The following is a 21158-nucleotide window of genomic DNA, read 5'->3' on the forward strand; positions in this document are numbered from 1 at the left end:
TCAGGATGTCCACCTTACCCAATGGCCTGACAGATGCAGAAGCCAGAAAGCGATTACGTGAGGAAGGGCCGAATGATCTGGCGCGTTCAGGCAATAGGTCGCGTTGGCGGGTGGTACTGGGTGTTCTGAAAGAACCTTTATTTCTGATGCTGTTGGGGGCTGGAGGAATTTATATTGCGCTGGGAGACTGGCATGAGGCTTTGCTGCTTGTTTCTCTGGGGTCTGCGTCTGTTTTTATTACGGTGGTGCAGGAAGTCAGGAGTGAACGGGTTCTTGATGCGCTACGTGACCTCACCAGTCCCCGTGTCCTTGTTGTGCGAGACGGAACACAGCAGAGAATTGCGGGTAAGGACGTCGTGCGTGGAGACTGGATTGTTCTTGGAGAAGGGGATCGTGTGGCTGCGGATGCTCTGGTACGATCTGAAAACTCGTTGGAAGCAGATGAATCGTTACTGACTGGCGAATCTGTGCCTGTTCGTAAAAGTGCGGTTGAAACGTATCCGGAACCACAGTCCCCCGGTGGAGATGAGAGCCCTTTTCTGTATGCCGGTAGCCTGATTGTGCGTGGGCAGGGAATGGCGGAAGTAACCGCAACGGGGGCGCGGAGCGAAATAGGGCGCATAGGGGTGGCGCTGGAAAATATCCAGAGTGAAGCGCCGCATCTGGCGCGACAGACGGCAAGGCTGGTCAAGGTTTTGGCGCTGGTGGGGGTTGGAACCAGCGCTATCTTTGTGGTGCTGCACGGACTGATACGTGGCGGGTGGATGACGGCTTTTCTGGGGGGGATAGCCTTAAGTATGGCTCTTTTGCCAGAAGAATTCCCGCTTGTTCTGGCAGTCTTCCTGGTGATGGGGGCGTGGCGCATTACTCGGGCAGGTGTTCTTACCCGGCGCGCAGCAGCTATTGAGAGTCTTGGGTCTGCAACGGTTTTGTGTACGGATAAAACAGGCACACTGACGGAAAACCGTATGACAGTTACCGAAATTCAGACTGACGCGGGAGGTATGATTGATGTGCGAAGTTCTGATCCATCTTCTCTGGATGGCACTGTAACACGCATCATTCATGTTGGACGGTATGCGTGTCAGCCTGATCCGTTTGATCCAATGGAAAAGGCATTTCATGAGATTTCCCGACATGAACAAGGACAAGAGAAACCGCTGAGTGTTGACCTTGTCCGGGATTATCCGTTTGGGGACGAAGTGTTGGCTATGGCCAATGTCTGGAAGCTGGAAAATGGTCGGCTTCTTGTTGCCAGTAAAGGCGCGCCTGAAGCGGTGATGGAGCTCTCCCATCTCGGGTCTGATGCGCGCGCAGCATGGCGCAGGAAGGTGGATGAGATGGCTGCCCGTGGTCTGCGTGTTCTTGCCGTAGCAGAAGCCTTGCATGAGGAAGAAAAGCCTCTGCCGGAAGCACAATCCGGATTTTCTTTCACGTTCCTCGGTCTTGTGGGGCTGACGGACCCCCTGCGCGCCAATGTGAGAGATGCTATTGCGGAATGTAAAACTGCTGGAATTCGTGTTGTCATGATCACGGGAGATTATCCGCTGACAGCGCAAGCTATTGCCAGAGAGGCAGGAATACGGGCTGAGAAGGTTCTAACGGGGGCAGACCTTGAAGATACAAGTGGGCTACCGTTATCGGACCGCGTGAAAGACATTGATGTTTTTGCCCGCATTCGACCCGCGCAGAAACTGGAGATTGTGCAGGCCTTGCAAAGTAATGGTGATGTTGTTGCCATGACGGGTGATGGCGTGAATGATGCCCCAGCCCTGAAGGCCGCCCAGATTGGTATTGCCATGGGGCAGAGAGGCAGCGATGTGGCACGTGAAGCCAGTGCAATTGTACTCCTGAATGATGACTTCAGTTCTATTGTAAAAACCATACGCCTTGGACGCAGGATTTATGATAATCTGCACAAAGCCATGGGATTTATTTTGGCGGCCCATGTGCCTATAGCTGGTTTGGCCATTATTCCCCTGTTTTCAGGTCTGCCTCTTATTCTTCTTCCTGCGCATATCGCTTTTCTTGAAATTGTTGTCGATCCTATCTGCTCTATCGCGTTTGAGGCGGAGCCTGAGGAGGCCGATCTGATGGTGCGGCCACCGCGTGACTCTTACCGGCCGTTGTTTTCTGGCTCACTTATGCTCTGGAGTGGAGTGCAGGGAGGTATAGTCCTCATAGCCCTGTGTCTGGTTCTGTTTATGGGGACATGGCGGGGAATGGCAGAAGAAACGCTGCGCTCTCTGGTATTTGTAACCCTTATGCTGGGGGATGTTGTTCTTGTTCTGGTAAACCGCTCCTTTGATACCTCTCCCTTCCGTGCTTTGGTCCGACCTAATCCTGTTTTGTGGGGTGTGCTTGCCTTTGATGCCGTGTTGCTGACTTTAATTCTGAGTTTTTCACCAACACGCAATCTTTTCCGATTGGGGAGCGTTACTTTGCGTGATGTGGGAATTTGCATTTTTGTCAGTCTGATTGCTTTACTGATTATGGAGTTTATGAAGCGGTTTTGGCAGGCTTCCTTGAAGAATTAGTACGGCTCATTTCTCCAGACGGAGGAGAAGAAATGAGGCTACGTTCTTTACAAATGTAGGGCCAGAACTTCGTTTGCCACCAAAAGACACTTTTTTGTCAAAATGCAATCCGGTCATTTTATGGGGGACTGAAATATCTACAAAGCCATCAAGTTAAGGTGAGGGCAGCTTCTGCGTTTGGCCGGCGAAGAGAATGGTGATTGACACTCATTTTTTAATACACTAACTGGTTAGTAACACCGATTTCCAACTGCAATAACACATAATCAAAAACAGGGCGGTGCAATGACTACGAACACTCAAAAGCTTTCTTTGCCCGAAAACCCACGTCACTTCGGGTTGTATATCAATGGTCGTTGGGTTGAGACTGCTGGCCGCAAAGTTATGGAACGCTATAGCCCTGCGCATGGCGTTCTTGTGACGAAAACAACCGGTGGCACGGAAAAGGATGTTAATGAGGCTGTTGCCGTAGCCAGAAAGGCATTTGAGAACCGCAGTTGGGCAGGATTATCCGGCCAACAGCGTGCGGATGTGCTTTTGAAGGCGGCAAATCTTATTCGGGATCGTGCGGAAGAACTGGCGGTGCTGGAAACTCTGGAAACAGGCAAGCCCATCACACAGTCCCGTGGGGAAATTCAGGCCAGTGCTGGTATTTACGAGTACGCAGCCGGGGCGGCCCGCATGTTGCATGGCGACAGCTTTAATAACCTTGGTGATAACGTGTTTGGGCTTGTCACCAGAGAGCCGATTGGTGTGGTTGGGCTGATTACACCGTGGAACTTCCCTTTTTTCATTCTCTCGGAGCGTCTACCCTTCATTCTGGCATCAGGCTGTACGGTTGTTGCGAAGCCGAGTGATCTGACATCCGCCACAACTTTGATCATGGCCGAAATCCTTACACAGGCAGGCCTGCCAGATGGGGTATTCAATGTAGTGACGGGTGCTGGAAGTGTGGTGGGGGAGGTGCTCTCACATCATCCAGATATTGATATGCTGTCTTTCACGGGCTCGACATCTGTTGGCAAGCGGGTTCTGGCTGCGTCCGCTGGGAACTTCAAAAAACTAAGCCTGGAGCTTGGTGGGAAAAATCCGCATGTCGTATTTGCCGATGCACGGCTTGAAGAGGCCGTGGATGGCGTGATCTTTGGCTTCTGTTTTAATGCAGGGCAATGTTGTGTGGGTGGAAGCCGGCTGCTTGTTGAAAAATCCATTCAGGCAGAGTTTGAACATCTTCTCGTTGAAAAGCTTGGGCGTTTGCGTGTGGGAGATCCGCTGGACCCAGAAACGCAGGTTGGCGCAATTGTTAGTGACAAGCAACACGAAACGATTTGTGACTATATTGAACGTGGCACAAAACAGGGCGCACGTTTACTGACACAGGGAAGTGTTAGCACAACCGTTAAGGGACTGTTTGTTCAACCAACCATTTTCTCTGACGTTACGTCTGAGATGGATATTGCAACAGACGAAATTTTTGGGCCTGTTCTGAGTATATTGCCGTTTGAAACGGTAAATGAGGCGATTACCATAGCGAATACGACCATTTACGGGCTTTCAGCGACAATCTGGACCCAGAATCTCTCTCATGCCATGGATGCAGTAAGAGGTATCCGTGCGGGCCGTGTGTGGGTTAATACCACTATTTCTGGTGGACCAGAGCTGCCGGCTGGTGGGTTCAAGCAATCAGGCATTGGCCGGGAGACCGGCATTTACGGTGTAGAGGAATATACCGAAATCAAAGCGACGCACATTGCCTTTGGTCCTCGTACCCCTTGGGTGTCGTGATGTCGGCTGGTTATGACTTCATTATTGTGGGGGGCGGCACAGCTGGGTGCGTGCTGGCCAACCGGCTGAGTCAAAATCCTAGTGCGCGGGTATTGCTTCTGGAAGCAGGAAAAGCCGACAATCATCCGTTTATTCACATGCCCATAGGGTTTGCGAAAATGACAGGTGGTCCTTACACGTGGGGTTTTCACACTGTACCACAGGTACACGCACAAAACCGTAGAATCCCCTATGTGCAGGCGCGTGTGCTGGGGGGCGGAAGCTCTATCAATGCTGAAGTTTTTACACGAGGCGTTGCACAAGATTACGATCGATGGGCTAATGAGGAGGGATGCGCAGGTTGGTCTGCCAAGGATGTGCAGCCGTATTTTCTCCGGTCCGAAGGAAAAGAGTTCTTTGCCACAAAATATCATGGCACGGATGGCCCTTTAGGCGTATCCAGCATTGCGGCGCCCATGCCGGTAACGCGGGCGTTTGTGCAGGCCTGTCAGCAATATGGCATTCCTTATAATCCGGATTTTAACGGTGCATTGCAGGCAGGAGCAGGAGTTTATCAAACAACCACCCGGAATGCGCGGCGATGTTCTACGGCTGTGGGGTATTTGCGGCCCGTAATCAAGCGTCCTAATTTGCAAGTGGAAACCAACTGTTTAACCACCCGTGTCCTTTTTTCAAATAACAGGACAAGCGGTGTGGAGTACATCCAAAAGGGCAAGAAACACGTCGCGTATGCCGATGCAGAAGTTATTATTACTGCGGGGGCCATAGGTTCTCCCAAGATCATGATGCTCTCTGGTATTGGGCCTTCGGCTCATTTGAAAGATCATGGCATACCTGTTGTTGCTGACCTGCCCGGTGTTGGGAGCAACCTGAGCGATCACTATGGCATTGATATCGTCTATGAACTTAAAAATCCGATAAGCCTTGATCGTTACAATAAAGCTCACATGATGATGTGGGCTGGTTTACAATATCTTCTGTTCAAATCCGGACCAGTGACATCCAATGTGGTCGAAGGGGGCGCATTTTGGCACTCTGATAGCCAGGAGAGTGTGCCTGACCTGCAATTCCACTTTCTGGCAGGGGCAGGAGTAGAGGCGGGTGTGCCCAATATACCCTCTGGTTCTGGCTGCACGCTGAATTCTTATGTGTTGCGCCCCAAGAGTAGGGGAACCGTCCGGCTGAACAGTGCGAACCCTGAAGATCGTGTTCTGGTTGATCCGAATTTTCTAGCAGAGCCTGAAGATGTGCGCAGTTCCGTGGAAGGGGTGCGCATCAGCCGTGAGATCATGAGTCAGCCGAATATGCAGAAGCATGTCAAACGGGCTCATTTTCCGGATAATACAGTAAAAACTCGAGAAGATCTGGTTCGCTACGCACGGCAGTATGGCAGAACATCTTACCATCCCAATGGAACCTGCAAAATGGGGACGGATGAGATGGCTGTTGTTGATCCGAGCCTGAAAGTGCGGGGAGTTGACGGGTTGAGGATTTGTGATTCCTCAGTCCTTCCTAGCCTTATCGGCTCCAATACAAATGCTGTTACTGTAATGATATCAGAAAAAGCAAGTGATATCATTTCTTCTTCTTACTAAAAATCATTCGTATATATTAAAGCAGAAATGATACCGAAATATCATTTCTGCACTACCATTGGGTCATGTACATCCGCCAAAGGAGTGCTGCTATGGAGTGTTCAGTTGCGATAAAGGATAATATGCAAGAGAAATCAGGGGTTTTGGACTTTCTGTCTTTCTCCATGTTTTTCCTGTTTGGAGGCATTACCAGTCTAAATGATGTGGTTATGCCAAAACTAAAAGAAGTTTTTGACCTGAACTATACTCAGATGACGACTGTTCAGTTCTGTTTTTTTGCCAGCTATTTCCTTATTTCTATTCCAGCTTCTCATATGATCAAAAAAAATGGTTATATGAGGACTCTTGTTATAGGTCTTATTCTGATCGCATTAGGGTGTCTGTGCTTTATTCCCGCTACATGGTCAGCGCGCTTTTTGGTTTTTCTGTTAGCTTTGTTTGTGGTGGCGGCGGGTATCACAATTATTCAGGTTACGGCAAACCCGCTTATCATTTCCCTTAGCAACAAAAGAAATGTCTCATCACGGCTGACATTCGCCCATGCGTGTAATTCACTGGGGACAGTTGTTGCGCCTTATCTTGGGGCCATGATTATCTTGCGCCATCACCCAGAAGAGAGTTTTCTGGGAAAGATAGCGGCGTATTTTTCTGCTCAGAACATGTCTGAAGGCGCAATAGATATTAGCATCTGTTATCTGATTGTCTCTGTTTTTATTTTCTTTTGGTCATTATTGACCTGGGTAAACCGCAGTAAACTCAAAGATAACTATTTTCATGAAGGGAGTGTTCTGAAAGCCATTGAGCTATTCAGGGATAAACATTTCAGCTTCGGCGTTGCGGCCATGTTTTTTTATATCGGCGCAGAAGTTACTATTGGGAGCCTTCTGGTTAATTATCTTGTTTTGCCAGATACGTTACATTTAACATCTGAAGAGGCAGGGAAACATCTTGCCTTTTATTGGGGCGGCCTGCTGTGTGGACGTTTACTGGGTATTGTGTTCCTACGGGCCATAGCACCTTCCATTCTTTTGGCAGTTTACGGTTCCTTCGCTTTTTTGCTGGTTATTCTCTCCATTGTGTCAACGGGAAGTGTCGCTGGATGGGCAATGTTGGCGGTTGGGTTGTGTAATTCAGTCATGTTCCCCTTGATTTTTTCACTGACCTCCATGGATCTTGGGCATCGTGCTTCTGAAGGCTCAGGTTTGATTTGTATGGCGATTGTCGGTGGCGCATTTGTTCCTGTTCTAACAGGACGGTTTGCGGATGTTACCAGCTTAAATATTGCGTTCATCATACCGGCGCTTTGTTATCTGGTTGTTATATTTTTCGGAATTTATTCCCGTTATTTTCACCATAAAGTATTTTCCTAAGCATAAGCAGCAGTAAAAAAATAAAAAAGGAAGCTGTCATGTGGGAAATATCTCGTACCGTAAGTGCGGTCGCGTGCCTTGCATTGATACCTGCAGCAAGTGAGGCCCGCACACGCAGGCCTGAATTGTCAGAATGTTTTGGTGTTGCCATGACTCCATGGGACCCGGATGTTATCTGTGTGAGCAATCCCGATGTGGTGGAGGAAGAACTTTCCAACAATGAAGATGATTTCTTTTTCTATGACGACCATCACAATATTATAAGGCGGCCTAGCCGCGTTTCCCGAGTTTTGCGTTCTACACCGCGCCCGTTATCGCCCAATTGGTTACATCAGGATACCATGACGGGAGATTGGGGCGGACTGCGCACACGTTTGGCCCGCAGGGGCATTTTGTTTCAAGGGCATTATGTGCAGGATACTGCCGGGAACCCGGTAGGGGGGAAAGCGCAGGCGGTGCGTTATGCACATGAATTTGCCGGGGGCCTTGATATCGATTTCAGAAAATGGATTGGATATGATATCGGAATTCTTCACTTTCTGGTCACCCAGCGTTCAGGGTTAGGGCTGCATATGGTTATGCCCGCACTGAGTTCCGTGCAGGAAATTTACGGAACCGGACAGACGGTGCGTTTGACCAGGCTTTCTCTGGAGCACAAATTTACAAATTACGTGAATACGGAGCTCGGATGGGTCAACACGGAAAATGATTTTGCCCAGTCAACAACACACTGGGGGATGTCTATTTACTGCCAGTTTCAGAGCAATGCTATTTGCGGTATGCCGCAGTCGCTCGCTTTCAATTCTGGCTACGGTTATTATCCAAGCGCGCATCCCGGGGCGTATATAAAATTATATCCTACGGGCAAAGATGATTTTCTGGCTTCTTTTGGTGTCTATAATGTGGATAACACCATAGCCAACAGCCATAATGGCTGGAAAATGTGGCTTCATAATACTGTAGGAACGTATTTTCCAGTGCAGTTGGGGTGGAAGCACGGCGGTACAGATTTAGCAGGTGCCTATCCAGGAAATATACGAATAGGCGGATACTGGGAAACAACCAAGGTTAAAACAGTTACCCAGAAAATAACGATGTTTGCTCCCGCGGGTACAGTTTATCAAAACTGGCCGAGTGAGAGCATAAAAGGGCGTTATGGAGCCTGGTTTGAAGGAGACCAGATGATAGAACGCGACCAAAGCGATCATAAACGGGGCGTTGTGGCGTTTGGCAGTTTTGTATGGGGCGATACGCAAACGTCTCCTTTCCCTTATTTTGCAACGTGGGGCTTTATCCGCAAAGGGACTTTTCCCAACAGACCAGATGATACGGTAAGTATTGGCGGTAAATTGATGGTAGTGAGTTCTAAAATTGCCCGCTATGCGCGGTATCTCAACTCAACCGGGCAGAATATTTCTACTCCCACGTTTGAGCATAGTTTTGAGGTCAATTACGGGTGGCGTCCTGCACCGTGGCTTCTGGTCAGGCCGGGGTTGCAATATGTCTGGAGACCAGGTGGCACGCGCCGTTATCCGAATGCAACTGTGCTCGATTTTGAGACCGCTATCATCTTCTAACTTTAGTAAACGCACCACACGAAATGTTCAGCGGTTTTTGAGCAGTCTGTTGCTCTCTTTTCTTGATCTTATCGTGCCACTCAATGTATGTAACCAGATAGTTCATAAAGTAGGATTTCAAAGATGTTTCTTAATGAAGTGCAGGAACAGGTTCTGGAAACCACTCGGTCTTTTGTAGATGCAGTAATCCGCCCCGCAGCGGAAGCGCTTGACCGGGAAGAGCGCTTCCCTTCCGAAATTTATGATCAGATGGCTGAGCTTGGGCTATTCGGTATTGGCGTACCGGAAGAACTGGGCGGGCCCGGATTTGATACGCTGACCTATGCCGTGGTGATGGAAGAACTGTCCCGCGGTTACGCCAGTATTGCGGACCAATGTGGGTTGGTGGAACTGATTTCAACCCTTCTGGTGCGCCATGGGACGGAGAGCCAGCGTAAGATCCTACCTGAAATACTCTCCATGCGGCGGAAAGTCGCTTATTGCATAACAGAACCGGAAGCCGGAACAGATGTATCAGGCATTCGTACAACTGCTGAGCGTGATGGAAACGGTTGGGTGCTGAATGGTGGTAAAATCTGGATTCATAATGCTCCCGTAGCAGATACGGGCTTTGTGCTGGCGCGCACCAACAAGGATGCCGGTAACAGGGGTATGTCCATATTTATTGTGGATCTTCATGCGCAGGGAGTGGATCGCGGCCCCAAAGAGCACAAGATGGGACAAAGAGCCAGTCAGGTAGGGGGGCTTGATTTTCAGGATGTCCGGTTAGGCCCAGATGCGCTTCTGGGGGAAGAAGGCCGTGGTTTCCATATGATGATGAGTGTTCTGGATAAAGGACGCGTGGGGATTGCTTCCCTTGCCGTAGGTATTGCGCAGGCAGGACTGGAAGCCGCCGTGGATTATGCCGGTACGCGCAAACAGTTTGGAAAGCATATTTCCGAATTCCAGGGCGTGCAGTGGCTACTGGCAGATATGGCAAAGGATATTGAAGCAGCCCGCCTGCTTGTTTATTCCGCCGCGAGCAAGATTGATCGTGGGCTGGATGCCACGCGTTCCTGTTCCATGGCGAAATGTTTTGCCGGGGATATGGCAGTGGCTCGGACGGCTGACGCGGTGCAGGTTTTTGGCGGCTCTGGTTATATCCGTGGCTTTGAAGTTGAACGTCTTTACCGAGATGCAAAAATCACCCAGATTTATGAAGGAACAAATCAGATTCAGCGTATGATTATTGCGCGTGAATTGCTGCGTAAAGGCGCACGCTCATGAGGCAGGTCGCGCTTGTTACAGGATCTTCCCGTGGCATAGGGCTGGCCACGGCTGAGGTTCTTGCCAAAGCCGGTTTTGCTGTTGCACTCAATGGCCCAGAGGATAATGAAGAGCTTAAGAGCGCGGTTGCGAAAGTTTCAGAATATGGTGGGCCGGTGGTAGCAGCCCCCTTTGATGTAACGGATTGCACAGAATACGCAGCAAAGCTTTCCTGCATTGAAGACACTTTGGGGCCGTTGACGACATTGGTGAACAATGCGGGGGTAGGAGTTCTTCAACGTGGAGACCTGCTGGATGTGACGGAAGCCAGCTGGGAGCGTTGCGTGAACGTGAATGCCAAGGCACTCTTTTTTCTCTCTCAATCTTTTGCACGGCGTTTAGTTTCCCGAAAACGGGACGACGAGCGGTTTTATTCCATTGTGAATGTAACGTCTTCCAACGCGGTAGCCGTTGCTGTTCAGCGCTCCGAATATTGTGCATCAAAAGCGGCGGCCGCCATGATTTCACGCACTCTTGCCGTGCGGCTGGGGGCTGAAAACATAGCGGTTTATGATGTGCAGCCCGGGCTTATAGCCACAGAAATGACAGCGCCGGTTATTGAGAGCTACCAGAAACGGGCTGAGGATGGCCTGACCCTTTTCCCGCGTGTTGGCACACCTGCGGAGATTGGGGCCATCATCACAAGCCTTGCAACTGGCAAACTTCCCTATGTGACAGGACAGGCAATTTCGGCAGATGCCGGAATGCTGATCCCTCGTTTTTGAGGATGACCATGAAAATAGCTCTTCCAGATATCAGTGGTCAGAAGACGGATTATTGTCTGACGGGTGTTCCGTTACCAGAGGCCGTTCTTCCTTCTCATCCGGCACGGATTGTTTATTCAGCCGCGCATGTGGTTGCTGATCCCTTTACGAATAATGATCCATCCGGATCACCTGCGATAGATTGGGAGAAAACTCTTGAATTCCGCAGGTACCTTGCAGATTTAGGGATTGGCATTGCGGAGGCTATGGATACAGCGCAGCGTGGTATGGGGCTGGATTGGCCCAGGGCGTTGGAACTGGTTACACAGACACGTAAAGAATTGCCAGATGCGCTGGTGGGGAACGGATGCGGCACAGATCATTTGGCGCCGCAGGATGCACGATCAATTGACGATGTGGTTCGGGCTTATCTGGAGCAGGTTGAGGCTATTCAGGCCGTAGGTGGCCGGTTGATCCTTATGGCAAGCCGCGCTCTTGTGAAAGTAGCCACCAACGCGGGGGACTATCTGCGTGTTTATTCAGATGTTCTCTCCGCCTGTGATCATCCCGTTATTCTACACTGGCTAGGGGAAATGTTTGACCCTGCACTGGCGGGATATTGGGGAAGCACATCTTTTGAGACCGCCCTGGAAACTGTTCTGGAAATTATTGAGACCAACAAAAGCAAGGTCGATGGTATAAAAATCTCCCTTCTGGACAAACAGAAAGAAATCATTCTGCGGCGACGCCTGCCTGACGGTGTGAAAATGTATACCGGAGATGACTTCAATTATCCGGAACTGATTGAAGGAGATGATCAGGGTTTCAGTCATGCCCTTCTGGGTATTTTTGATCCTCTGGCACCTGCTGCTGCGTATGCTGTCTCTAAGCTTGGAGAGGGAGACAAAGCTGCTTTCCGTTCCACTCTGGACCCTACAGTACCTCTTGCCCGCACAATTTTTCGGGCTCCCACGCAATATTATAAAACTGGCGTAGTGTTTCTTGCCTGGCTGAATGGGTTTCAGGATCATTTTGTTATGGTGAACGGTGCTCAGGCTCTTCGGCCTTTGCCCTATTTTACCGAAATTTTCAGGCAGGCTGATCAATGTGGCCTGTTACGTGATCCGGAAAAGGCAGTGCATCGCATGACGTCACTTCTGGCGGTTTACGGAGCCTGAAATGCGGGATTTCACGCATGATCTTTCCGCATTCGCGCTGAATACCGCCAGCTTGGGGCATAATGTGTCCGGTGCAGGGGCAGGCTGGTCGCCTGAGCGAACCCTGGATGCATGCGCCAGGCGCGGGATTGGCGGCATTGTCTTTTGGAGGCGGGAGGTGGCGGGGCGTGGTGCTGACATAGCGCGCCGTGCGCGCGAGGTTGGCGTCCATGTGGCCGGGCTATGCCGGTCGCCGTTTCTGGTAGGGCCAATGGCGCCGGTGGGAAAGCAGGCTGTGATTGATGACTTTCGTTCAGCCTTGGATCTGGCTGCGGAAATAGGCGCGCCAGTTTTAACTATTGTGACAGGAGGCGTTCAGCCCGGAACAAAAGGGGTGGAAGATAGCCTTAAGCTGGTAGCAGGCTATTTGGAGGAAATTGTCCCGTATGCAGATGCATGTGGGGTTAAGCTGGCATTGGAGCCCTTGAATCCAGCCTATGGCGGAGATCGCTCGTGCCTGACAACCACCCGAGATGCGCTGGATATCTGTGACATGGTGGAGGCTCCGGGCCTGGGTGTTGCCATAGATGTTTATCATGTCTGGTGGGATACGGATTTACGCTACCAGATTCAACGGGCTGGTCAGCGCATTTTTGGATATCACCTCTGTGACTGGTTGGCCCAGACGAGCGATATCCTGCTTGACCGCGGAATGATGGGGGATGGGGTGGTGGCTTTGAAACCCATTCGGGCAGCGGTGGAAGCGGCGGGTTATAACGGATTTTGTGAAGTGGAAATCTTCTCTGCAAACAATTGGTGGAAACGAAACCCGGAAGACGTGCTGGATATCATGGTTGAACGTTTTCGTACTGTTTGTTGAAATACGAGGGTGTGATGAAAATTCTTGTTCCGGTAAAAAGGGTTGTTGACTATAACGTTAAGGTGAGAGTGAAGGCAGATGGCAGTGGAGTTGATCTGTCCGGTGTGAAAATGTCCATGAACCCATTTGACGAAATAGCTCTGGAAGAAGCTGTTCGCCTTAAGGAAAAAGGGCTGGCTACAGAGGTGGTAGCTGTTTCTGCCGGCGTGGGGCAGGCACGTGATACTTTACGCACAGCTCTGGCGATGGGAGCAGATCGCGCGATACTGGTTGAGACATCCACCGATGTGAATGACGACCTTGAGCCTTTGGCGGTTGCAAAAATCCTTGCCAAGCTGGTTGAGACAGAAAAACCTGATCTGGTGCTGATGGGCAAGCAGGCCATTGATAATGATATGAATGCCACGGGCCAGATGCTTGCGGCCTTACTGGGGTGGGGGCAGGCAACGTTTGCCTCTCAAGTGGATATTAAAGATGGGGCAGCCACGGTCACGCGTGAAGTGGACGGTGGCTTGCAGACAATCAGGGTAAATCTGCCCGCAGTTGTAACGGCTGACCTTCGCTTGAATGAGCCGCGCTATGTCTCTCTGCCCAACATCATGAAGGCCAAGAAAAAGCCTCTGGAAGAAAAGAAAATTTCAGACATTGGTGTGGATATCACGCCGCGTTTGCAGGTGGTGCGTACGGTGGAGCCAGCCCAGCGGAGTGCGGGGGTAAAAGTAGGTTCTGTTGATGAACTGATCGAGAAACTAAAAAATCAGGCAGGAGTGATCTGATGACTGTTTTATTGCTTGGTGAAAGCTTAAATGGCCAGCTTGCGACTGATACGGTTGCCAGAGCGCTGGACGCTCTCAAACCGCTGGGGGAGGTTCATCTTCTTTTGGTGGGAGACGTGACTGAAAATGCTGCCAGCACTGCGGCGCATTTGGAGGGGGTGTCCAAGGTCCTGGTTGCCCGTAACAATGCATTGGAGCATGGGTTGGCAGAACCTGTGGCGGCTCTGATTGTCGGGTTGGCTCCGCACTATAGCCATATTGCTGCGGGCGCCACGGCATTTTCTAAAAACGTTCTTCCTCGGGTTGCAGCTTTATTGGATGTTATGGTTCTGACGGATGTGACTGCCGTGCAGGATGCAGAAACATTTGAACGTCCAGTTTTTGCCGGGAATGTCATTCAGACAGTAAAGTCCACTGATAAGATAAAGGTATTTACAATAAGAACATCTGTGTTTTCTGCCGTGGCGCAGACTGAAGCGGCCCCCATTGAGACGCTGGATGAGGAGACGCTGCCCTGTCTTTCTCAATGGGTGGAAGATCAGTCTGTTATCTCTGAGCGGCCTGAACTGACGTCTGCCCGGGTGGTGGTATCTGGCGGCCGTGGAATTGGGTCCAGAGAAAATTTTGAGTGTATTATCAGTCTCGCGGACAAGATGGGCGGAGCCGTTGGCGCAAGCCGTGCGGCTGTCGATCTTGGCTATGCTCCCAATGATTGGCAGGTAGGGCAAACAGGGAAGGTAGTTGCGCCAGACCTGTATATTGCGGCGGGTATTTCTGGCGCCATTCAGCACCTTGCCGGAATGAAAGATTCCAAGGTGATTGTTGCCATCAATAAGGATGAAGAAGCTCCCATTTTCCGGATTGCGGATTATGGCATTGTGGGAGACCTTTTTACCGTTCTTCCCGAGCTTACCCAAAAACTCTAAGTGTGTCATCACAAAGAGGGGAAAAGGGCTGTAACGACCAAAGCGGAACAGATTGTTCTTGCGGGTTACAATGGCTCAAAATATAAATAACCAGATAGTTAAAAATAGCTGGAAAGCTGAAAACAGATGTCCAAGATCAAAAGCGCCGCAGAAGTTGCTGAGTTTATCAAGGACGGAGCCGTTATCGCCGTCAACTCATCAAGCGGCTTATGCTGCCCTGATGAAGTTCTGGCGGCAATTGGTGCCAGGTTTCGGGATAAAGGGGTACCGAGAGGCATAACCACCATTCACCCCATTGCCGCAGGGGACATGTTTGGTACCAAAGGCGTGGATCATGTTGCGCAGCCCGGCCTTCTTTCCACTATTATTGGGGGGTCGTTTCCTTCTGGTCCGTCTTCCATGGAGCCACCCCTTATTCGGCAGATGATCAGTGATAATCAGGTTGCTGCCTACAATGTGCCGAGTGGCATTATTTTTGATATGCTGCGGGAGGGCGCGGCCCTACGGCCAGGTGTGATGACACAGGTAGGGATGGAAACGTTTGTTGATCCGCAACTGGAAGGTTGCGCCATAAATGAAGCGGCTCGACAGAAGCCCATTGTGGAGCGGATTACTTTCAAAGGGCAGGAGTGGCTATATTTCAATGCATTGCGGCCCGATGTGTCTATTATTCGAGCGAGTACGGCGGATGAACGCGGCAATCTGACCTTTGAGAATGAGGGGGCTTATATCGGTGCGATGGAGATTGCGCTTGCTGGGCACAATAGTGGAGGGATTGTTATTGCGCAGGTGAAGCGTGTTGCGCAGTCTGGTACATTGCGGCCTCATGATGTGCGTGTGCCCGGTATTCTGGTAGATTATGTTGTAGAAGCGCCTGAGCAGTTGCAAACAACCGCAACCCCGTATGATCCAGCTATTTCAGGTGAAGTGTTTCGGCCTCTGGACAGTTTTAGTCTGCCTGAGTTTGATGCCGCCAAGGTGATGGCGCGGCGGGTGGCGCAGGAGTTGAAGCCGGGTTGGGCTGTTAATATCGGCTTTGGAATTTCCGCCAATGTGCCCAGAATCCTGCTTGAAGAAGGCCGACATGGGGAGGTGACATGGGTGATTGAGCAAGGAGCCGTTGGTGGTATCCCGCTGCTTGATTTCAAATTTGGCTGTTCTTCCAATGCAGAATGTTTTGTCGCTTCCCCGCAGTTATTTACCTATTTTCAGGCCGGTGGATTTGATGTCTCCCTGATGTCTTTCCTGCAAATTGACCGCATGGGGTCTGTCAATGTTTCTAATCTGGCGGCGCGCCCTCATGTTACGGCGGGGGCGGGCGGCTTTGTGGATATTACGTCTCATGCCAAGCGCATCATTTTTTCAGGCTATTTCAATGCAGGCGCAAAGCTGGGCATTGCTGATGGTAAGGTGCGGGTGGATCGGGAAGGCCACGTGCCAAAAATAGTTGAGAAACTGGATCAGACATCCTTTTCCGGCCCAAGGGCGATCGCGGAAGGGAAGGAAATTCTTTACGTGACGGAACGGTGTGTCATGAAATTAACATCTCAGGGCCTGATGGTGACGGAAATTGCTCCGGGTATTGATCTGCAAAGCCAGCTCCTTGATCAGGCGGAAGTGCCGCTTCTCGTGTCATCCTCTCTGAAAGAAATGGATGGGGCTCTTTTTCAACCGTCTATGGTAGCAGAGCTGGCACGGAACAAAGAAGCGGCCTGACAGTTGGAAGGTGTTGCGCCAGATTAAAAGGAGGGGGGGGCAGGCGATGGAGGTCTGTTCCCTGATCTTGTTTTGTCTGGGCGGAGGCAACCATTGGCGGTGTGATTGGGGTGGCGAGGGCGAGAAAACCTCTTTTTTGAACCACTCATGTGCGTGTTGTTTTATGGTCTGGAGCTGTGGCTTTAGGTAAATATCTTGTTACTTAGAGGAAATCACGATATCCTTACACGTTGCTCCAGAATGTATCTGAGTGATGATTGATTTGCATGCACTTTAAGTGAGGAAATGGCATGACGCAGGCAGAAAGCAAGGAAGGCAACGATAGTCTGCTTGGTAAGAACGCTGCGTCTGCGCGTACTCCCCATAAACGGGATGCGGAAGCCACCCAGAAACGTATTCTTTCCTCCGCAAAGCATGAATTTGCCATGAGTGGACTGGCTGGTGCCCGGGTTGATGTCATTGCTGAGAAAGCTGAAGCCAACAAGCGGATGATTTACCACTACTTTGGTAGCAAGGAAGCGCTTTTTACCAAGGTTCTTGAAGAAGCTTATAGTGATTTGTATGAGGCGGAACGCAAGCTGAAGCTGGATCATCTTGAACCCAGAGTGGCGTTGGAGCGTTTTGTAAGATTTACATGGACTTATTACCTAGAAAACCCGGATTTTATTACGCTTGTAAATAGTGAGAACCTGCATAAGGGAGTGCATCTGGGTAGTTCCGGTGTTCTGAAAAGTGTGAGCAGAAACCGGCTGCACATGTTGGAAAACCTGTTGGCCCGAGGGCAGAAAAGTGGTGTGTTCCGCAAAGGCATAGATGCCATGCAGTTGCATATTTCCATAGCGGCACTTGGCTATTATTACCTGACAAACAGATATACGGGGTCCATTGTTTTTAGATGTGATCTTATGGCGCCTGAAATGCTGGAAAAACGAATTGAATTTAATGTAGAGAGCATTCTTCGTATTGTTGGTGCCTGAACTGGCTTGTCTATATTTTTAGAATCAGACATTTTCTGTTTTTTATGCCTGATAAGGCGCAGTAGAGTGCGCTTTTCAAGCATATATGACCTTTCCGTATAGCAACAATCTCACTGCCCTTCTTGTCGCATGCCCCTGAACGAGGGTAACGAGGGGGCTTGTATTGTGTCCAGTCGTCGAAAACGCTGTTAACGGGCACATCACTTGAGAGAAGGCGTGCTACGTGGCGGCAGAGCGATATAGTTTCCCGGTGGATGTGCATCACAGTTCCCCCAACGGTATGCGGATGAACCGTATGCTGAGGATGTCTCGTCGGGATGTTCTTCTGGCGGGAATGGGGGCGGCTGTGGTCTCCGTAACTGCGCACGCTGCCGAGCCCCCAGAGGCATCTGCGCCGGGTGTGGCCGATGCTGCGCAGTTTCTTACGCTTTCCCTCCGTTTGACAGACCGGGAAACGCTTTCTCCTGCTATTGGCAACGCTCTTTATGCCCGCATTGTGCAAGCTGTGCCGGAGAGAAAAGAGCAGATCAGCAGATTGCACGCGCTTTTACAGCAAAAGCACTTTGAGAGTGCGCAGGCACTGGCGAAAGCAGCCGAACAGGCTGATCCTGTCTTTAAGAATGTGATTCACGATATCATGACAGGATGGTATCGCGGGGTGGCAGCCCAGAAGGTGGTTGTCTATCGGTCCGCCCTGATGTTCGACATTACGAAAGATGCCGTCTACCCCAAGACCTACGCAACGGGTGGGCCGTTCTATTGGACATCAAAGCCGCCTGAAGTGCCGCTTCCCACGGGTGAGCCGGGGCTTTCTCCGTCCAAATTTGTTGTGGAACCAACCTGATAAACCGGATTTGAAATATGTCTTCTGAACAGACTCTTAGCGCCGATGTGGTGATTGTCGGCTCCGGTGTTGCGGGAAGTTCCATCGCGAATGAACTGGCGCGGGCGGGTATTTCCGTGATTGTGCTGGAAGCCGGTCCTCGGGTGGATCGTCAGCATTTTGTGGAAAATTTTCGCAACCTGGAAAACAAGCCGTCCTATCAGGGGCCGTTTCCGGCTGTGCCGTGGGCCAGACATCCCCCTAACCAGATGACGCCGAATGAGTATCTGCATACGACTGGGCCGGATGCTGAAGCCTATCAGCAGGTCTATCTACGGATGATGGGTGGAACCACGTGGCATTGGGCTGGGTGTGCATGGCGATATCTCCCCTCTGATTTCGAACTGCGGTCACGTTATGGGCAGGGGCGGGACTGGGCCCTAAAATATGATGATCTTGAGCCGTTTTACTATCAGGCCGAGGTCATGATGGGGGTGTGCGGTCCTGATCCGGCTAAGGAAGATTTGGGTTCTCCGCGCAAGCAGCCTTACCCCATGGACGCGTTGCCCATTTCCTATGCCGCCCAGCAGTTCCGGAAACTGATTTCCGAGAAGACACCGTTACGGGTTGTGCATGAACCGCAGGCCCGGAATACACGCCCGTATGATAACCGGCCTACATGCGAGGGCCATAACAACTGCATGCCCATTTGCCCTATCGGGGCCATGTATAACGGCAGTTATTCCGTCTATCATGCAGAGGCTGCGGGTGCGCAGTTTGTGCCAAACGCCGTTGTGTACAAAATAGAACGTGATGATGCCAACAAGCGCGTAACCGCCGTGCATTACTTTGATCCTGATAAAGGATCTCATCGTGTAACGGGCAAATATTTTGTTATTGCGGCGCACTGCATTGAAACCGCAAAACTGCTTCTGGTTTCAGCAGATGATAAAAGCCCGGATGGCGTGGCGAACAGTTCCGGCCACGTTGGCCGCAACATGATGGACCATACGGGCGTACAGGTAACGTTTATCAGTGGCGATGAAGCGTTGTGGCCGGGCCGTGGGCCTTTGGAAACCAATGTGATTGACAATTTCCGAGATGGAGACTGGCGTTCGGAACGCGGTGCCTATCTTGTGCATATGGTGGATGACAATCAGGTTGATCTGGCGACTTCTCTGGCAATTTCAAAAGGATATGTGGGCAAGGAACTGGAAGAGCAGATCCGGTATCTTGCGTCTCATACCGTAAGGTTGTTCAGCCACAATGAAGGACTGGCGGACCCTGAAAACAGGCTGACACTCAGCAAAACCTATAAGGATATTCTGGGGATTCCGCATCCGGAAGTATATTACAAACTGCCAGAGTATACCGTAAAAAGCTGTGATCATACGCGCGGGCTTTTCAAGGATCTGATCGGCTTGATGCATGGCCGGGATGAGCAATGGACACCGGGTTATTTTCCGCAGGATCATCCCGCAGGCAGCACAATCATGGGGGTGGACCCCAAGGATTCTGTCGTGGATGGTGAGTGCCGTACGCATGATCATGAAAACCTGTTTATTGCCAGTTCTTCCGTTTTTTCATCAGTGGGAACAGGCAATATTACGTTAACGGTTGCGGCGCTTGCTCTTCGCGTTGCGGATACGCTTAAAAAAGAACTGACACATGCCTGATACCGTCCGTAAAGTTTTTGTCTCCCTTTTGGTTGCAGGCACTGTTCTGGCAGGCGTTCCTTCTCGCAGTAAAGCGGCGGATACGCCAGATGCTGCTTTGATTGAGCGCGGTGGGTATCTGGCCACGGCGGCAGATTGTGTTGCGTGCCATACCAAGCCGGGAGGCAAGCCCTTTGCCGGTGGTTTGAAAATTGCCACACCAATGGGGGATATTGTTTCCACTAACATTACGCCGGACCCTGAGCATGGGATTGGTGCTTATACTGAAGAAGACTTTGAAAAAAGTGTGCGGCACGGCATCCGTAAAGATGGTTCCTATCTTTACCCCGCCATGCCCTACGTTTCTTATTCGGGTTTGACAGATGGGGATGTGAAGGCCCTGTATGCATGGTTCATGCATGCGGTGAAACCAGTAGCGGAAACACCACCCCAAACATCTCTCTCCTTTCCGGCTAGTGTCAGAACTGCCATGGCAGGCTGGAATATGCTGGCCAATCATAATCAGGCTGAGACTGGGGATTCCGCCAGCTTTGATAAAATGCGCCGAGGGCGTTATCTGGCAAACGCGTTGGAACATTGCGGCACCTGCCATACACCGCGAAACTTCATTCTGAGCGAAAAGCAGGACCAGTATCTGGGGGGCGGACCGCTTGACGGCTGGTATGCGCCCAATATTACATCCAGCAAAACAAGCGGGATTGGAGACTGGAGCGAGGATGATTTGGTGCGCTATCTGCAAACCGGCGCAGTTTCGGGCCGCAGTCAGGCCGCGGGGCCAATGGCTGAGGCCGTGGAGCACAGTACCAGCCATCTGACAGACGCTGATCTTCACGCTATTGCTGCCTATATCTTGCAGGTTTCTCCTTATGATGAGGACACGGCACACAAGCCAAGAGACAGCTTTGGCGAAGCCACGGTCCAGCCGGATATTCGCCGTGGTGATCTTACGCGAATTGATGATGTAACTGCGTTTAAAGGTGGCGCGGTTTACGGTGCAAATTGTGCGGCCTGCCATGGGGATGATGGAGCAGGGGCCCGCAACAAGTATGTACCGTCTCTGTTTGCTAATTCAGTCGTGGGGGCTTCCCGCCCGGATAACCTGATTATGACGGTACTGTATGGTGTGCATCGTACAGTAGGCAAGACAGAGGCTTTCATGCCCGGATTTGATGGGGGCTCGGATGTGCAGCGTCTGAGCGATGGTGAAGTTGCCGATGTGGTCAATTACGTGATGGCGCAGTATGGCAGCGGTAACCCCCACGTGACGGCAGATCAGGTAAAGACGTTCCATAAAAAATAGAGCGCATTATTTTCTGATGTGATCTTGAGGGCAGCCGGAAAACTTGATTTCTTC

The 21158-nt window shown here is 50.8% G+C and carries 16 protein-coding genes; all 16 read left to right on the forward strand.

The features are described 5' to 3' along the window. Positions 1 to 5: 5 nt before the first annotated feature. Complete coding sequence (locus tag AD944_RS12115; RefSeq protein ID WP_045543652.1) at positions 6 to 2537, forward strand: cation-translocating P-type ATPase; 2532 nt, start codon at positions 6 to 8, stop codon at positions 2535 to 2537. Between the two features lie 285 nt (positions 2538 to 2822). Beyond that, positions 2823 to 4322 carry an aldehyde dehydrogenase family protein gene (locus tag AD944_RS12120; RefSeq protein WP_045543651.1) on the forward strand — a complete coding sequence of 500 codons (1500 nt, stop codon included), beginning with the start codon at positions 2823 to 2825 and terminating at the stop codon, positions 4320 to 4322. Continuing rightward, the gene (locus AD944_RS12125; protein ID WP_045543699.1) at positions 4322 to 5917 is read left to right on the forward strand and encodes a GMC family oxidoreductase; all 1596 of its coding nucleotides are present in this window, start codon (positions 4322 to 4324) and stop codon (positions 5915 to 5917) included. Before AD944_RS12120 ends, AD944_RS12125 begins: the two co-directional genes overlap by 1 nt. A gap of 92 nt (positions 5918 to 6009) precedes the next feature. Then, the gene (gene gluP, locus AD944_RS12130) at positions 6010 to 7287 is read left to right on the forward strand and encodes a glucose/galactose MFS transporter (protein WP_052427300.1); all 1278 of its coding nucleotides are present in this window, start codon (positions 6010 to 6012) and stop codon (positions 7285 to 7287) included. Positions 7288 to 7481: 194 nt separating this feature from the next. Next, positions 7482 to 8864 (forward strand): carbohydrate porin, encoded by a 1383-nt coding sequence (locus tag AD944_RS12135; protein ID WP_236709337.1) that lies wholly within the window; start codon positions 7482 to 7484, stop codon positions 8862 to 8864. Positions 8865 to 8987: 123 nt separating this feature from the next. Beyond that, complete coding sequence (locus AD944_RS12140) at positions 8988 to 10130, forward strand: acyl-CoA dehydrogenase family protein (RefSeq protein WP_035382183.1); 1143 nt, start codon at positions 8988 to 8990, stop codon at positions 10128 to 10130. Next, the gene (locus AD944_RS12145) at positions 10127 to 10894 is read left to right on the forward strand and encodes a 3-ketoacyl-ACP reductase (RefSeq protein WP_045543649.1); all 768 of its coding nucleotides are present in this window, start codon (positions 10127 to 10129) and stop codon (positions 10892 to 10894) included. The genes AD944_RS12140 and AD944_RS12145 overlap by 4 nt, the downstream gene beginning before the upstream one ends. A gap of 2 nt (positions 10895 to 10896) precedes the next feature. Further along, on the forward strand, positions 10897 to 12051 hold the full coding sequence (locus AD944_RS12150) for a dihydrodipicolinate synthase family protein (RefSeq protein ID WP_201785461.1): 1155 nt from the start codon (positions 10897 to 10899) through the stop codon (positions 12049 to 12051). 1 nt (position 12052) lies between these two features. After that, positions 12053 to 12910 (forward strand): sugar phosphate isomerase/epimerase family protein, encoded by an 858-nt coding sequence (locus AD944_RS12155; protein WP_045543648.1) that lies wholly within the window; start codon positions 12053 to 12055, stop codon positions 12908 to 12910. A gap of 14 nt (positions 12911 to 12924) precedes the next feature. Next, the gene (locus AD944_RS12160) at positions 12925 to 13686 is read left to right on the forward strand and encodes an electron transfer flavoprotein subunit beta/FixA family protein (protein ID WP_045543647.1); all 762 of its coding nucleotides are present in this window, start codon (positions 12925 to 12927) and stop codon (positions 13684 to 13686) included. Continuing rightward, positions 13686 to 14612, forward strand: coding sequence for an electron transfer flavoprotein subunit alpha/FixB family protein (locus AD944_RS12165; protein ID WP_045543646.1), 927 nt, complete (start codon positions 13686 to 13688; stop codon positions 14610 to 14612). The genes AD944_RS12160 and AD944_RS12165 overlap by 1 nt, the downstream gene beginning before the upstream one ends. 126 nt (positions 14613 to 14738) lie before the next feature. Then, the gene (locus AD944_RS12170; RefSeq protein WP_045543645.1) at positions 14739 to 16328 is read left to right on the forward strand and encodes an acyl CoA:acetate/3-ketoacid CoA transferase; all 1590 of its coding nucleotides are present in this window, start codon (positions 14739 to 14741) and stop codon (positions 16326 to 16328) included. 290 nt (positions 16329 to 16618) lie between these two features. Then, a complete protein-coding gene (locus AD944_RS12175; RefSeq protein ID WP_082741355.1) occupies positions 16619 to 17305 on the forward strand; it encodes a TetR family transcriptional regulator in 687 nt (228 codons plus the stop codon). A gap of 223 nt (positions 17306 to 17528) precedes the next feature. Continuing rightward, on the forward strand, positions 17529 to 18149 hold the full coding sequence (locus AD944_RS12180; protein WP_373317139.1) for a sorbitol dehydrogenase family protein: 621 nt from the start codon (positions 17529 to 17531) through the stop codon (positions 18147 to 18149). Positions 18150 to 18166: 17 nt separating this feature from the next. After that, the gene (locus AD944_RS12185) at positions 18167 to 19804 is read left to right on the forward strand and encodes a GMC family oxidoreductase (RefSeq protein WP_045543644.1); all 1638 of its coding nucleotides are present in this window, start codon (positions 18167 to 18169) and stop codon (positions 19802 to 19804) included. Further along, positions 19797 to 21104, forward strand: coding sequence for a cytochrome c (locus tag AD944_RS12190; protein WP_045543643.1), 1308 nt, complete (start codon positions 19797 to 19799; stop codon positions 21102 to 21104). The genes AD944_RS12185 and AD944_RS12190 overlap by 8 nt, the downstream gene beginning before the upstream one ends. The last annotated feature ends 54 nt before the right edge of the window (positions 21105 to 21158 follow it).

It is taken from the genome of Acetobacter tropicalis (assembly GCF_001580915.1).
Classification (GTDB): domain Bacteria; phylum Pseudomonadota; class Alphaproteobacteria; order Acetobacterales; family Acetobacteraceae; genus Acetobacter; species Acetobacter tropicalis.